Genomic DNA, 15,878 nt, shown 5'->3' with positions numbered 1-15,878 from the left:
GTCTCAGCAATGATCGTCTTTTACATGGGCCACTACTACAAATGCCTTTCCATTGCCCCGGTTAGTTACCTGGTAATTACCCGCGGCTGCCGGCACTACAAACGTTTCCGCGTAGTGATAGTCAGCTGAATGACCATGACTGTCTACCGAAATGCTTTCTCCTTCCACCAGCATACAGATATGACATTGATTGTTGGTGGGAATGCTGATGCTGCCGGTAAATTCATACCGGTAAACACAGTAAAAATGCTCTTCGTGCGTAGGCAGCTGTATTTTCCGGCCACCCTCCCACTCAGCTTCTACTACCGGATGCGATATTAATTTGCTGGCTACATAGTCCCCTTTCCGGTCGAAGTAAAGGTTGTTCATCGCGTGTTCAATATTAATCGGACGGGGTTGCCCATTGAGCCCCAGGCGTTGCCAATCATACTGTTTAAAAGTAAAAATATAAGGCGTACTGCTGATCTCCAACACCATATTATTTTTACCGGAAGCATGTATGGTGCCATTGGGAATCAGGAACAAATCATGCTTATGCGCGGGGAACTTTTGTACATATTTCTCTGCGTCCATCTCAACACCTGTCTCCTGTGCGTCTACCAATGCCCTTTCAAACGTTTCCGGGTTTATGTCATCCTGGAAGCCCAGGTAAACGACCGCGTCGTCGTTACAATCGAGGATATAATAGGTTTCGTCCTGCGTAAAGTTCTCGCCGAAATGTTCTTTCGCATATGCTGGCCTGGGGTGGCACTGAATAGAAAGATTGCCGCCATCGAAGGTATCGAGAAAGTCAAAACGGATAGGGAATTCGGTTCCAAACCTTTTCGCGGCTTTACCCAATAGTTTGGTATTATCTGCATATAGCAGGTAGTCAAAAGATACTTCAAGTAAATTGTTCTCTCCTTCTAATACAATACCATTTTCAGGTGTAATCAACTCGAAAGACCAGGCATAATTCACTTCATGCTGGTTGAGTTGCGGTATATGCTGTTTCATCCAGTCGCCTCCCCATACGCCGGCTTCAAACCAGGGCCTTGCCCGGAAAGGTTGTTCCAGCATCCGGCCGATCGCATTGCGGAAGGCGTCGCCTTTCATCCAGGTAATTTCATTGATACGCTGCTCATCGATAATGTAATCAACCCGGGGAAGAAGTTTTGCTTTATGCTTGCTTAATACCGGCCAGTCAACAAAATAAAAGCGTTTATACATCTGCGTAGGCTCGCCTGCTTCGCTGGCGCCCAGGTTGGTAATGCTGCCCGCCCGCATGCGATACTGGATTTCATTTTTGGGCACATCGGCGTATAGCAGCTTTCCTTTTATACCAGCCAGTGCGGCGCCTGTTCCATAAATAATGCAAATATCGGCTGCCGGATCTGGATTGATCAACTTCAATTTCTTTTCGTCAAAGAAATCCAGCAGGTCACCGGTGTATCTTTTTCCGAACACAGGGTCATCTCCATTGAGACTGCCCGCAATCATCTCATCTATTGCTGCTGCCGGCTTCTGGCAGGTGCTGATATCGTACCAATATATTTTTTTATTTTCAGTGCTCAATGCTCCCTGCAATTGTTCCCTGAAATGCTCCCACAGTACACCGCCGTAGCCATCTATGATGATCACTTTTTCGTTGCGTATGGCTGTTGCCAATGAAGCAAATCCCCTGTATACTTTTTCACCGGAAGAAAAGGAAGGATAGATATTATAAACTCCTGAATCGTCTGTTGATGCCGTTACGGGTAATAATCCCTGTGACGTTTTTCTCATTGTCTTATCGCTGTTTGAAAGTTTTTCGTTGCCCGCCATAACGGCTGCGCCAGTTATAATGCAGTCTTCCGTGTTGTTGCACAGTATAATATTTATGGTATCAGCCTCGTGTCCCAATGCTTCTTTTAAAGAAGGGCCGAATGAAGAAAAGGCTTTGGTAATATTGCCGCCGATTACCAATTCATCACAATTAAATCGCTGCAACCAGGGTAATAGAAAAGATCCCATATTTTCTCCATAGCGGCTCATCACAGCCTGTGCATCGGCTGTTCCGCTCTCTACTAAATCCTTTACGGAAAAAATAGTGACGCCGGTGGTTTGTGCATAGGTATTTAATAGCCACCGGGTAGAAAAATAATCGTCTGCCTTCGCGTCGCAAAAATCCTGGTCATAGAAAGCGCCGGAAGCGGGAATGTCCGGATGCACCTGTAATAATGATCCATCCAGCATAAAAGCAGACCCGAATCCTGTACCCAGTGTAATGAAAACAGTCCGCTTCCCAGTAAGGCCGTATAGCCGCCTGGCGCCGGCAGCAAAGCAGTGCGCATCATTGAAGAACTGGAACCGGGTATTATAAAGACCGGTATAATCTTTTATTGCCTGCGCTATATGCAGACCGAATGTTTTTTCAAACTTCCCTCCTACATTAGCGATCGCGCAAACACCTTTCTCATAATCAAAAGGGCCGGGGAAAGCAATGCCTATAGCTGCTATGTCGTTTTTCCCTGCCAACAATTCTTTTATACCATTCCCCAGGGCAGCAATGATATTATGAGCGCTGTCGTGAGAATCGAGTCCTGTCCTTGTTTTCAGAACGGGCAGTCCGCTTGTTCCTTCTATCAGGGCTGCCGATATATGGCTGCCTCCCACGTCCATCCCTATGCTTCTACTTTTGGGTTCCATCTATTTCCCACCGGTTAAATGCTATATAATCGCCGCACAAGGCAGCATGTTCATATGTACAAACATATTAAGAATCTGATCATTTCCCAAATAATTCCTTAAAATCATTCTTCAGCCCCAGGTAAAAAGAAATATTGACCTGCGCAGAGCCCGGGGACAGAAAAATTTCCGACAAAGCCATTATGACGTTGATGGTACCTAATGATCAGCCTGGATAACTTTGCTGTTTAAATATAGAAAAAACCGGACTCTTACAATTTGTTTCTACACTTATATGAAATGTATAATCAGTTATTTTGCTTATGAACCGCTCATCCAAAAAGTTAAAAAAAGGTTGACATTATGTATATATGTACATACATTTGAAACAGAATCCAGTTTAGCTGTGTTATGAAGATGAAATGATGTTAAGCCATTTATAGGCAAACAACCAATATCAGCATTTAAAAATTACGATAGTGAAAAGCATACAAGTCTTATTACTACTGGCTGCAATATCCATATCCACAGCCTCTGCGCAGGAACAGAAAAGGTCGCGCATCAACCCTAAAGTCACTGACATATGGGTCGTGTTTAAAACACACTTCGACCTGGGCTTCACTGACTTACCGGAAAACGTATTCAAACGGTACCGGGAAGAAATGATGGACAACGCCCTGGCCGTCATCGAGAAAAGCGCCACACTTCCGCCCGAAAAGCATTTTGCGTGGACAGTTTCAGGCTGGCCGCTGCAGGCCCAGATACTCGGTCCCCGGCAATCACCGGAACGAAAGGCAAGAATTGAAAAGGCCATCAAAACCGGCGCCCTGGTAGCACATGGCATTCCGTTTACCACGCATACAGAATCCCTGGACTATGAAGACCTGGTACGGGGCCTGGGCTATACCTCCGCAATCAGCCGTGAATATGGGCTCCCTATGACCATCAGCGCCAAGATGACGGATGTACCCAGCCACTCCTGGATTATGCCCACCCTATTGCATCATGCCGGAATTAAGTTCCTGCAACTGGGCTGTAACCCCGCCAGTCAATATCCGCGGTTCCCGGAGCTGTTCTGGTGGGAAGGCCCGGATGGATCAAAAATATTATGCAACTACACCCCGCTCTATGGATCTGACATCAGGCCCACCGAAAACTGGCCTTGCAAAAATTACCTCGCGATGCAAATGACGGGCGATAACCATGGTCCACCCTCCTCCCAGGAAATAGATAAGCTCCTGGCATTCGCTGCAAAGGAAATGCCCGGTGTTAAGATACACTTCGGCACCCTGGACGACTTCACCAAAGCAGTACTGGCAGAGCATCCAAACTTACCCACGGTAAAAGGCGATTGTCCTGACACCTGGATACATGGTATACAATCAAATCCAGAGGAAACTAAAATTGCCCGGAACATCCGTCCCCTCGAATCGGCCCTCGACGCCCTGAACACCCAAATGAACAGCTGGGGAATACCAACAGCATCTGTTGCAGGAAAACTGGCAAAAGCTTATGAACAAAGCCTCCTTTACGGGGAACATACCTGGGGTATGAACGCCGAATACGGCCCCCGTTACAGCTATGGCGACGACTGGAAAAAATGGATGAACGAAGCCGCCGCAGAGCCCATCCCCGAAAACGGGAATTACGCCAGCCTGAAAAACAGCGATGCGCATAATACTTCCATCGGCAGCAAAAGAAAATGGCTTCATTCTTACGATGAAAAACGCCAATACATCCGCAATACAAATGATATCGTAAGCCCCGCATTGTTGCAATGCCTGGACCAGCTCGCAGCTGCGATCAATAAAGAAGGAAAACGCGTAGTGGTATACAATCCGCTTCCATGGAAAAGATCGGGTATGATAGAAGATCCCTGGAATAAAGGCCAATACTGCTACCTGCGGGATATTCCCGCCTCCGGCTACGTTACCTGTTCACCCGATGAGCTCAAGGCATCAAACGTTACCCACAGCGAACAACCCGCACTTAGTACGCCCTATTTCGATGTAACGTTCGACCTGACCAAAGGCGGTATCTCGTCTCTCCTGGAAAAGTCAACCGGCCGCGAATTGGTAGACCAATCCTCCGCATATGTACTCGGCCAGTTTTTACACGAACGTTTCAGCACCAATGAAGTAAATAAATGGTTCAATGCCTATAGCCGCGTAAAAGATGGTTGGGGACTAAACGATCTGGGTAAACCCGGCATGCTCAATACTCCCTACCTCGCGTTTACACCTAACGCCTGGAAAATTGATGTTGCCCGCACCAACGTCGTAGATATTGTTACGCTCACAGCGGTTGAGACAGGTGGCTACGCACAACATTATACCCTCACGTATACGTTCCCACGAAATGCAGCCTATGTAGATGTAGCATGGGCCGTGACTGATAAAACACCCGATAAACAACCCGAAGGAGGATGGCTGTGTTTTCCGTTCAACGTACAGCAACCCACCTTTACCATTGGTCGCCCCGGAGGCCCCATCAACCCCGCAACAGACATTGTACCAGGCTGCAACCGCTACCTGATGGCCGTAAATTCCGGCGTAGCCGTTACACAACCCGACAAGTCCGGGATGGCATTAGCTTCGGCAGATGCACCATTAATCAGCCCGGGACAACCCGGCTTATGGAAATGGGACATGGATTATATCCCAAAAACACCCGCTGTATTTGTCAATCTCTACAACAACATGTGGAACACTAACTTCCGCTTATGGCAAGACGGCTCCTGGAGCGAAACTGTGCGTATCTGGCCGGTTGATAAAGGTACCGCAACAGTTCCCAACCTCGTACAACATGCCTGGGAAACCCGCCTGCCGCTGCTCACTGCCGTCGCCAACGGGGAAGCTGGAAAACTACCGGCAAAACGAAGCGGTATCGTTGTGTCCCGCAGCGGCGTGCTGGTCACCGCTTTTGGCGAAAACCCGGATGGGAACGGCCGCATTTTACGGGTATGGGAACAAGCCGGCATTTCCGGAAACTGCAAAGTGACATTTAATGATCAAAAAACTATTAAATCAGTAATACCAATTGATTTGCGTGGTAATAAAACAGGACCGGCCATTGCGGTGAAGAACGGAGCATTCGCTTTTCAACTGGGCAAATATTCTCCGGCATCCTTTCAGCTTGTTTACCAGGATTGATAGTATAAAAGGGAAAAGAGAAAAGAGAAAAAGCCACATCCGGCTACGACAATTACCAACCCGGTTACTTTTTGCGGCAGCAGAAAGATGAGTTTTGCATTAACTTTAAACTATGTCATATGCAAAATTCAATCAAAGGGAAAGTTGTTGCCATCACCGGAGCCAGTAGTGGCATCGGCAAAGCCACCGCTATGGCGCTGTCTGCAAACGGCGCCATAGTAGTTTTAGGCGCACGCCGGCCGGCGCAGCTAGCCGCAATCGTTGATCTTATCAAAACTAATGGTGGAACGGCCACCAGTGTAACCATTGATGTCAGGCACAAGGCCGACTTAGTTCATTTGGTGAACCTTGCTATTAAAAATTATGGACGATTGGATGTTATCATCAACAATGCCGGTGTAAGCGAAATTAACCGCATAGATCACCTGGATGTCGAAAGCTGGGAAGAAATGATAGACATCAACCTGAAAGGAGTACTTTATGGAATGGCCGCCGCCATCCCCGTTTTCAAGCAACAGCAGTCGGGGCATATTATAAACATTATCTCCACTGCCGGCATCAAGATTGTTCCTATGCAAGGAGTATATGCAGGCACCAAAAATGCGGTTCGTACGATTACAGAAGCATTCAGGCAGGAATCAGACGGCACTATACGTATTACCGGCATTTCCCCCGGGTACGTTAAAACAAATTTTATCGACCGCCTGAAGGATGAAGCCATAAGGAATGCAGGCTTAGAAAATATGGAAAAGCTGGGAATTAACCCGGAAGTCATTGCCAGCGCCGTTATCTATGCCATGAGCCAACCTAAAGAAGTAGAAATAGGTGATATTGTTATTCGCCCCGCCGCGCAAAATTGATTATTTTAGTATAGTAATAAGCCAATGAAGTCAAATAGCGACATCCAACATTTTAGCAGTATTTCGCAATTAACGCGACAACTGGGCCTGGCGGCTATGCTGCATCCCTTGATCGCATTAATTGACTACAACAATGTTCCATCAAACACATTCGAAAAGGGCATAAAAATCAGCCTGGATTTTTATAAAATTTCCTTCAAAAACAGTTTTAAAGGACAAGTGAAATATGGACAAGGCTATTATGACTTTGAAGAAGGCGGCCTCGCTTTTCTAAAACCAAAGCAGGTCGTTATTTCTTCTCCGGATATTGATAGCTATGAAGGATATGTATTATACTTTCATCCGGATTTTATACGAAATTATCCGTTAGGTACGGCTATTCATCAATACGGCTTTTTTTCCTATGATGTGGCTGAAGCACTGTTTTTGTCGGCCAGTGAAAAAGAGATTATTACGCATTTGTTCCACACCATCGGCAATGAACTAAAGCATCATATAGACCCATTTAGCCAGGATATCCTGGTTTCACATATCGAATTACTACTGAATTACAGCAACCGTTTTTACAATCGTCAGTTTATTACCCGAAAAACCATCAATCACGAGGTAATGGCCACCCTGGATAAATTATTGAACGACTACTTTCAAAAAGATAAGGGATTACAAAACGGTTTGCCCTCTGTACACTATATCAGTTCCCAATTAAAACTATCGCAACGCTATTTAAGTGATATACTGCGGTCGCTAACAGGACTAAATACACAACAATACATCCAGGACAAGGTCATTGAACAATCAAAAGACCTGCTGAGTTCCACGTCGTTGTCTGTGGCGGAAATTGCGTATCACCTGGGCTTTGAACACCCGCAATCCTTTAGTAAACTATTCAAAGCCAAAACTAATCTCTCTCCTTTGGCATTCCGTCAGACGTTTAATTAAAAATATCCATTGTCGACTTTTGGCTACAACGTTGCGACTTTTGGCTACATGCGTTTTATTCATTGTTCGGACTTTTGAGTCAACAAAAAAACACGGTCATGAATATTGTACTCACAGGCTCGCTTGGAAACATTGGAAAGCCACTTACAGCGGCATTGGTTAATAACGGTCATACCGTTACTGTTATCAGCAGCAACGCAACCCGTCGGGAAGATATTGAGCTCATTGGCGCGAAAGCAGCCATAGGCAAGTTACAGGAGGTGGATTTCCTGACGGACACCTTCAAAGGCGCAGATATTGTTTACCTGATGGAAACAATGGAAGCCGTTGGTGATATGTTCGATACATCGGTCGACTTTATTGGCGGCATTGCCCAAATAGGTGAAAATTATAAAGAAGCTGTAGAACGCTCCGGCGTAAAAAAAGTGATACATCTCAGCAGTATCGGTGCACATACGGATAAGGGCACAGGTATTATCCGTTTCCATCACGAGGTAGAATCCATTCTCAGGGAACTGCCGGCCGACGTATCTATTAAATTTATTCGCCCGGTCAGCTTCTACATCAACCTGTTTTCGCACATTCATACGATTAAGTCGCAGGGCGCCATCATTTCCAACTATGGCGGTGATGTTAAAGAACCATGGGTGTCGCCGAAAGATATTGCTGCTGTTATTGCCGAAGAAGTAGACAAACCATTTGAGGGTAAAACAATACGCTACGTGGCCAGCGATGAGGTGTCGCCCAATGAAATAGCCAGGGCATTAGGCGAAGCCATCGGCCAACCTGACCTCCAGTGGCGCGTTATTCCAAGTCAGCAACTGTTGGATGGCTGGCTAAGCATTGGCTTTAATGAGCAGGTAGCTAAAGGCTTTGTTGAACTACAGGAAAGTCAGGGTAGCGGTCAACTCTACGAAGACTACCACCAACACAAACCCCTGTTGGGTCAGGTAAAACTGAACGACTTCGTCAAAGATTTTGCAGCCGCATATAACAAGCAATAATTCCCTTATATCTTCTGCCCGGCGCCGGCTCTCTGGCAGCTGGCGCCGGCAAAAGGAAATGGCGTTAGCCACGCAGCAGTGCTATTAAAAGTATTTTTTAACTTCGGATAAAGGATACCGTAAGATGAAGGATTCATTGCCTAATCACCTTACCGAAAATTTAAACGCATGGGGAAAATTCAAAAGTTAAAGACCATTAAGGAGTTTCATCAGACCCGGAACCTTCCTCCGCCGGAACACCCCTTAATCAGCGTGGTAGATTATGCGGATGTACAGATGCAGCCAGCCTACTTCGACTGCAGCTGGACGCTTGACTTCTATTTAATATCACTTAAAAAAAATATAGGCGGTAAAGTAATGTATGGTCAACAAACCTATGACTTTGATGAAGGCGTTATGTTCTTTATCGCTCCGGGACAGGTTTTCCGCATAGAATCCACCACGGGCTCACCCGTCGACAGGTCCGGCTGGATGTTGCTTATCCACCCTGATTTTCTTTGGAATACGTCTTTAGCTAAAGAAATAAAGCAGTATGAATATTTCAGCTACACCATCCACGAGGCGCTGTTTGTATCCAAAAAGGAAGAAGATACCATGATGGATATCATCAATAATATCAGGCGGGAGTATCATACCAACATCGATAAATTCAGCCAAGGAATTATTATTTCCCAGATCGAAACATTGCTTAAATACGCTGAGCGTTATTACAATCGCCAATTTATTACCAGGAAGCGTGCCGGCCACCAGATGCTGGAACAACTGGAATCATTATTTGTTGCTTACTTCAATGATGATATTGCCAGTACAAAAGGCCTGCCTACTGTACAATACTTCGCGGAAAAGCTACACCTGTCACCAAAATATTTAAGCACCATGCTTAAAGCCTTAACAGGGCAAACAGCGCAGCAGTTTATCCATGATAAATTGATAGAAGTAGCCAAGGAGCAGTTGTCCATCACTGACCTTAGTGTCAGCGAGATAGCTTATAATTTGGGTTTTGAGCATACCCAGTCATTTAGTAAGCTATTCAAAAGTAAGACCTCCCTTACCCCGCTGGAATTCCGGAAGTCATTTGATATGAACTGAGGATTCGGGACGCACTGCGCCCCGAATTAAGGTTTTATTTTTTAATCTCTTTTGTTATCCACTGATTCAAGGTGTTTTCCGGGGCTTCCAGCACTATCTTATAATAATCTGAAGGGTAATCCTTAACATCTATCCAGGCGTGCTGACTTTTTACCGGCACTTCGCCCACCAGGTGATATTGATCTGCCTTACCTGCTTTAAAATCATTGGTGGTAGCCAGCCAAATTTTTACCTTCCCTGCGGGCTCCAACGCCTTCCAGGTAATATCAAGATGTCCCTGCACGCTGTTCACCAGCGCCTGGGAGATAGATACCTTGCCAATGAGCGGCGTACCGTCGATCTCCCGCTGCACATCTTGTGGCACCTTAATATTCATATAACGATTGATCGTAGGCATGATATCTACGATAGCCGGCCGGTAACGGGTAGCATAAGCATTCAATGGCTTGTAATTGGTAACCATCCAGGTGGTTCGTTGACGCAACGACTGTCCCCCATGCCCCTTACCTGTCTTCTCATCCCTGCCATGATCGGTAGTGATCACCAACAGCCAGTCTTCCTTAAACTGTTGCTTACGATATTGAATGGCATCATACAGTTTGCCCATCTGTACGTCCAACATTTTAACAGCGGCTTCAAACTCAGGACTATCGCCATGCATATGTCCCATATCATCCGTGTATTCCAGGTACACCCATGACAAATCCGGTGCATTTTTCCTGATGGTGGCCGTCGCCTCGTCTACTACTTTTTCATCGATACGGTGCATGAACTGATGTGCTTTATCATGCTGATAGTGGATTGTATCCAGCTCATAGCCATCAAAATAATAATCCATCTTTACGTTGCCTGCTGCAGGTAGTTCATGGCCGATCAACTTAGTGCGGTTGTCCTGCCAGCTGGAAAATATCGCCGTCTTTTTACCGGGATACTGCGCTTTAAACAGGCGGAATATGTTCTGATAGTTGTAATTCGGCGCCGTAATATCGTTATCAGGTACATTATGTTTGTTCACCCAGGTGCCGGTCAGCAGGCTGTTGTAACCAACCGCAGAAATAGTAGGCGTTTCATTGTACGAATTTTTATCACCGCCCACATGCATCCGGGTATAGGTACCGTCGTTGATAATTCTTTTCATGTTGGGAAGCTCCAAACGTTCTATCACATCTGCAGGGATACCATCTGCAATTACAAAGACTGTCTTTCTAACACTTTGTGCATGTACACCAGACTGAAAAGCCAGGAATACAATCGCTAATGATTTTGTCCATTTATTCATTGCAATCTGTTTTAAAAGCTACGCCGCACCGGTATGGATGCAGCGTAGCCTATTTATACTTTATAAAATTTCTACGGTTTAATCAGCCACATCACGCCATTGATGTTGTCACCTTCCGGATACTGGCTGGCAACAGCTGCCTGTACATGGTCTTTATTCAGCTGCAACTCGCTCTCCGGGTACATCCATCTTTTAGGTATTTTATTGTTATTAAGCATCCCTGCGCCGGAAACATCAAATACAGGAAAGCCTGTTCTGCGTTGTTCGTAGAATGGCTGCCAGCCGCTGTTAAAGAATGCAGCAATGTATTTCTGCGTAATCACCTGGCGTAAGCCATCGGTCGGGGATAGCTTCACGGCAGTTTGTGCTACGTAACTATCAATAGCTGCCTGGTCAATCTTGTAAAAAGCCATAGATGCGCGGATCCCTTTTTCATAGTAGTCGCTGGCCGTACCGCTAATCCAACCCCTCAGCACCCCTTCAGCAAGGATGAACTGCAACTCCGGATATCCCAGGGCAATGCTTTGTTCGTTTACCGGGTTATTATAAAACCGTGGATTGATTTTAGACACCTCGCCCGCAACGGTGCGCGCGTTATTTTCATTCACTGGTGCGCTCGCTTTTGCACCACCATAGGCATTGAAATCAGTGGCCGGTAAAGCGGCAAATTTGGGGGCCTTATCTGCAAAGCTGAACAGCCGTGCATCTTTGAGTCCTTTCAGAAGATTAACAAAGCTCTCCTCCATGTAATCTGCCGTCTGTAAGTCGTTATTATTAAAGTACGGATACCGGTTCCCCTGCAGGTCGTAGAATTTCAGCGCTACGTTATCATCGTTGCCCGCTGGCAGCGGATAAGTTGCCGGGTTGTTAACGATATCTGCGAAACGCTTTTTCACTTCAATCTTAGACTTGCCCTCCTTCAGTGATAAACTCATCAACACGCGCAGTGACAGCGCATTGATGGCCCGTTTCCATTGCTGCATGTTGCCGTTATAGAGAATATCACCCTGCACAGCCGTAGTACTTGCAGCAATGAGGCTATTGGCTGCATTCAGATCATTCAGGATGTTGAGATAAATATCTTCCTGCTTGTCGTAGGCAGGAGCGCCTATCCCATCATCTCCTTTCAGTGCACTGGAATAAGGCACATCGCCAAAGGTTTGCGTGAGCTGCAGGAAATACCAGGCGCGGAAAAATTTGGCCAGTGGCTGGTATTCAGGTTTGCCTTGTGCAGTAGCCGCCTGTTCCATTTTCAGCACCTGACGCAAGCTGCCATAGGTGTCAAAGCCAGCTCTATTCCAGCCATAATACTGGTTGACGTTGGACGCATCCGTGTATACCATCTGGCGACAGGCCAGTGCAGCACTGATGGTGGTAGACTGAAAAGCATTCTGTATGATCGCATTCAATAACAGGTCGGGCGTAGCGATAGTAGACTTGTTAGGGTCTGTCTGGAATTCACTGAACTTTTTACATCCCGCCTGTATGACAAGGATACTTAATAATATAAAGACGATTTTTTTCATAAACCAGCGCATTAAAACTTAACATTAAAATTGATACCCATAGAGCGTGTAGATGGCGTCTGCAGATTATCCGCAGCTGGATCCGGGTCTACATTTGGCATTTTTGAGAACAGCAACAGGTTGCGGCCCACAAAGGATACGGTCGCACCTTTGATAAATGACCTTTGCAGCCACGACGATGGGAACTGATAGGTTAGCGTTACCTCCCGGAGCTTCAGGAAAGTCTGTGAAAAATAGTTGTAGTTATTGTTGGCGCCATTGCTGGTGTTGGTCATATAGTCGATATAGTTCACCGCCTTGGTATTAGGCGCAAACGTACGGGTATCCTTTACGATGTTGCCATAGCTGTCATAAGTGGCCTCACCACCTGTTACCACTACCCCATTACCTACATAGGTAGATTTACCTTCATTCGCCTCATCACGGAAATGATTTACTGTGCCCGGATGAGTACCGCCCCACCACATTTTCTGGTTGGTAGTAGAATACATCATCCCTCCGATACGGCCATCTACCAGGAATTTAAAGGTGAACTGCTTATAGGTAAAACTGTTTTCCATACCATAAGTCCAATCAGGATCATTATAACCAATAAAACGGGAGAAGGCATCATCCAAAGGAAAACCATTGCTGCCGTAGATGATGTTACCCTGCGGATCTTTCTGATATACATCTGCAAAAATCTTATCGGTGCGGTCACCTACACGCAGGAAGTTCAGGGTTTCCGCATTGCCGTAGATCTCTTTCAGATAACGGCGATATTTGCTGAAGTTAACCGCTACATCCCAGTTGAATACTTTACCCCGTATTGGAGAACTTGTCAACGCCAGTTCTATGCCTTTGCGTTGGTATACGTTACCATTAGCGAGCAGGCTATTGTAACCACTGGAAATGGACGTCGGCACAGAAACGATGTTATTATAATCGCGGGTTTGGTAGTAGGTAGCTTCTATGCCAATCCGGCTGTTAAAAAACTTCGCATCCACGCCGGCTTCCCAGCTGTCTGAGGTTTGCGGAATCAACTTTTTGTTCAGCAAGGCGTTTCCGTAAGTCAAAGAGGGCACGTTATTCCAGATAGTTCCTTTATTGAAAGAAGGCAGGTAGCTATAGGTATAGCTATTATCGTTCAGCGTAGCGCTGGACACCCTCGACCAGGAACTTCTCACCTTCAGAAAAGTAACCCATGATGGCAACTTAGTGAGTTGAGAAATGACTACAGCGGCGCTGACAGATGGATAGAAAAAGCTGTTGTTTTCTGTTGGCAAAGTGGAGATAATATCATTTCTTCCGGTAGCAGAAAGATAGAGGGCGTTTAGGAATTCAAGGTCGATCACGCCATATGCACTGCTGGTTCTTCTCTCTTCCACAAAATTCTCTGCCTGTACCGGGTTAGCAGAGTTACTTAAACTATAGAAACCCGGAACCGTTAAACCATCTGTGTTGGCATCTCCCCACTTGTAGTTGCGATAATAGTTCGATCCGCCAAGTTGCGCGTGGATCTTGAACTTGCTGGAAAAAGTATGATTATAGTCGCCAATGAGGTCAGACGCAATGTCGAAATAGTTTTGTGTTGCTACTGTAAACTGGCCCCTCGACTTATTGCCATAGCCGATATAGCTCTTAGGCTCCTTATAGGTACGGTTAAGACCATACGTATTGATACCATTCCTGAACTGTACTGAAAACTCAGGGCTGATCTTATACGAGAGGTTCAGGGAGCCGAAAGTATTATCCTTATTGTATCCACGCAGGTATTCATATGCCTGGAAATAGGGATTATTGTAGTAAGAGTTGTTGTAGTTACGTTGCTGAATGCCTTCTTTGCCTGGCACCCAATAGTTACGCAGGTCCTTTACACTTACGTCGGCGCCCGTCCATAATACGAGATTATAGAGGTAGTTGGTAGGGCCATAGCCGGTTTCAGGGAAATTGTCGGTATACTGCTTATTATAGGTCAGTCGCGCATCCATGGTTAACGCATCTGATAATTTGTAGTTACCGGCTACTGTAAATGAACTGTTGTTCAAACCGGTATTAGGTACAATACCTTTTTGATAGATGTGTGAAGCTGAGGCCCGGAAGGATCCTTTATCGGAGCTTTGCATGATGCTAATGGTGTTGCTGGCTACCACGCCGGTGTTGAAGAAGTCCTTCACGTTATTTTTACCACGGGAGATAAATGGCAAGGGAATACGTTTGCCGGTGGCGGTATCAATAGGACTATTGAATTGTGGCGTTTCGAAATATCCGCTTGGTGTGCTGGGGTCCCGTTGATCAAGTTTGGGTCCCCAGATCCAACCCGAACCTTCAGGTCCGCCACCGGATCCGTCCACATACGTATATTTCCCTTTAAATCCTGCGCCGTAAACGGTTTGTACATTAGGTATACGTATAAAGCTGGGTTGTAGTTGTGTGGAGGAATTGATCTCTACGCTTAATGTTTTGCCTTTACCGCGTTTGGTGGTAATCATAATGGCCCCGTTTTGGCCAATAGATCCATACAATGCAGATGCACTGGCGCCTTTCAGGACGGTCATGCTTTCTACATCGTCGGCATTTACTTTATAGAAATCGGCTGTTTGGTCGGGCACCCCATCGATCACGATTAAGGGTTTACGGCCGCGTAAGGATATGCCCGGGTCCTGAAATAAGTCAGTAGAGTTTTTGATATTTAAGCCTGCTACCCTACCGGTAAGGGAGTTTACGAGGTTGGGTTCCCGTGCTTTCACCAGGCTTTCGCCCTGTACTTCCTGTACAGCGTAGCCAAGCTTTGTTTTTTCCTTCTTTACACCCAAAGCTGTTACTACCACTTCTGATAAGCCTTTGGAGTTTTCTTCCAATTGTACATCATACTTATCGCCATCACCTACGGGTACTTCCTTTACCAGGAAGCCTATAAAGCTGAAAATGAGCACATCGCCCGTACTGGCTTTGATGGAAAAGTCGCCTTCCTGGCTGGTGATCGTACCTGTATGTGTACCTTTAACAAGCACCGATACGCCGGGAAGGCCTACCTTCTTTGCATCCGTTACATGCCCTTTTATCAGGCGGGGTGCAGGTACTGGGGCCGCTGCGGCTTGTGCGCGTAAAGATTCAATGATAATTTGATGACCGGAAAGGCGATAGGAGAAGCTTAACTCCTGGCCAATTTCATCGAGGATGACGGCGAGGCTTTTATCGCGCTTCACCAGGTTTACTTTTTTTGTTAGCAGCCTGGTATTGTCTACACAGATAAAATTAAATTCGGTTTGTTTTTGCAGTATATCAAATACATCGCTGAGTGGCATATTCACCGCAGCCAGCGAGCATTTTACCTTTGACAGGTCCTGTAGATTTCCAACCCGGTGTGCCGCCCAAGCTTGCCGGGAACACAAAAAAAGTGC

9 protein-coding genes are annotated in these 15,878 nt (G+C 46.0%); 5 read left to right on the top strand and 4 right to left on the bottom strand.

Translation table 11 applies throughout. The annotated features are described in order from the left end of the window. Nucleotides 1–3: 3 nt before the first annotated feature. Nucleotides 4–2,667: an ROK family protein gene (locus tag HGH90_RS08410; protein WP_168764437.1), complete on the bottom strand. Its 2,664-nt coding sequence runs from the start codon at nucleotides 2,665–2,667 to the stop codon at nucleotides 4–6. 458 nt (nucleotides 2,668–3,125) lie between these two features. On the opposite strand from HGH90_RS08410, the gene HGH90_RS08405 reads away from it, so the two are divergent. The 5 genes from HGH90_RS08405 (at nucleotide 3,126) to HGH90_RS08385 (ending at nucleotide 9,690) form a co-directional block, all read left to right on the top strand. Continuing rightward, nucleotides 3,126–5,798: a hypothetical protein gene (locus HGH90_RS08405; RefSeq protein ID WP_169190854.1), complete on the top strand. Its 2,673-nt coding sequence runs from the start codon at nucleotides 3,126–3,128 to the stop codon at nucleotides 5,796–5,798. A gap of 119 nt (nucleotides 5,799–5,917) precedes the next feature. Further along, the gene (locus HGH90_RS08400) at nucleotides 5,918–6,658 is read left to right on the top strand and encodes an SDR family oxidoreductase (protein WP_168764439.1); all 741 of its coding nucleotides are present in this window, start codon (nucleotides 5,918–5,920) and stop codon (nucleotides 6,656–6,658) included. A 24-nt stretch (nucleotides 6,659–6,682) separates the two neighbouring features. Next, nucleotides 6,683–7,597, top strand: a complete 915-nt coding sequence (locus tag HGH90_RS08395) for a helix-turn-helix domain-containing protein (RefSeq protein ID WP_168764440.1) — start codon at nucleotides 6,683–6,685, stop codon at nucleotides 7,595–7,597. Nucleotides 7,598–7,695: 98 nt separating this feature from the next. Beyond that, a complete protein-coding gene (locus tag HGH90_RS08390; protein WP_168764441.1) occupies nucleotides 7,696–8,601 on the top strand; it encodes an NAD(P)H-binding protein in 906 nt (301 codons plus the stop codon). Nucleotides 8,602–8,769: 168 nt separating this feature from the next. Then, nucleotides 8,770–9,690, top strand: coding sequence for a helix-turn-helix domain-containing protein (locus tag HGH90_RS08385; RefSeq protein ID WP_168764442.1), 921 nt, complete (start codon nucleotides 8,770–8,772; stop codon nucleotides 9,688–9,690). A 34-nt stretch (nucleotides 9,691–9,724) separates the two neighbouring features. On the opposite strand, the gene HGH90_RS08380 is transcribed toward HGH90_RS08385, so the two are convergent. The 3 genes from HGH90_RS08380 to HGH90_RS08370 all read right to left on the bottom strand — a co-directional run bounded on the left by HGH90_RS08380 (nucleotide 9,725) and on the right by HGH90_RS08370 (nucleotide 15,782). Continuing rightward, a complete protein-coding gene (locus tag HGH90_RS08380) occupies nucleotides 9,725–10,969 on the bottom strand; it encodes an alkaline phosphatase family protein (RefSeq protein ID WP_168764443.1) in 1,245 nt (414 codons plus the stop codon). Between the two features lie 71 nt (nucleotides 10,970–11,040). Then, nucleotides 11,041–12,495 (bottom strand): SusD/RagB family nutrient-binding outer membrane lipoprotein, encoded by a 1,455-nt coding sequence (locus tag HGH90_RS08375; protein WP_247679878.1) that lies wholly within the window; start codon nucleotides 12,493–12,495, stop codon nucleotides 11,041–11,043. A gap of 11 nt (nucleotides 12,496–12,506) precedes the next feature. After that, the gene (locus HGH90_RS08370; protein WP_248276996.1) at nucleotides 12,507–15,782 is read right to left on the bottom strand and encodes a SusC/RagA family TonB-linked outer membrane protein; all 3,276 of its coding nucleotides are present in this window, start codon (nucleotides 15,780–15,782) and stop codon (nucleotides 12,507–12,509) included. Nucleotides 15,783–15,878 lie beyond the last annotated feature (96 nt).

The sequence above is a fragment of the Chitinophaga sp. Ak27 genome, from assembly GCF_012726295.1.
In the GTDB taxonomy this organism is placed as follows: domain Bacteria; phylum Bacteroidota; class Bacteroidia; order Chitinophagales; family Chitinophagaceae; genus Chitinophaga.
The sequence above is the reverse complement of the archived record's forward strand: the minus strand, read 5'-3'. Positions and strand labels throughout refer to the sequence as shown.

Bases quoted from the DNA above. Each gene is read 5' to 3' on its own strand.
- HGH90_RS08410 (WP_168764437.1), bottom strand. From the start codon at position 2,667: ATGGAACCCAAAAGTAGAAGCATAGGGATGGACGTGGGAGGCAGCCAT.
- HGH90_RS08400 (WP_168764439.1), top strand. From the start codon at position 5,918: ATGCAAAATTCAATCAAAGGGAAAGTTGTTGCCATCACCGGAGCCAGT.
- HGH90_RS08395 (WP_168764440.1), top strand. From the start codon at position 6,683: ATGAAGTCAAATAGCGACATCCAACATTTTAGCAGTATTTCGCAATTA.
- HGH90_RS08390 (WP_168764441.1), top strand. From the start codon at position 7,696: ATGAATATTGTACTCACAGGCTCGCTTGGAAACATTGGAAAGCCACTT.
- HGH90_RS08385 (WP_168764442.1), top strand. From the start codon at position 8,770: ATGGGGAAAATTCAAAAGTTAAAGACCATTAAGGAGTTTCATCAGACC.
- HGH90_RS08380 (WP_168764443.1), bottom strand. From the start codon at position 10,969: ATGAATAAATGGACAAAATCATTAGCGATTGTATTCCTGGCTTTTCAG.
- HGH90_RS08375 (WP_247679878.1), bottom strand. From the start codon at position 12,495: ATGAAAAAAATCGTCTTTATATTATTAAGTATCCTTGTCATACAGGCG.
- HGH90_RS08370 (WP_248276996.1), bottom strand. From the start codon at position 15,782: ATGCCACTCAGCGATGTATTTGATATACTGCAAAAACAAACCGAATTT.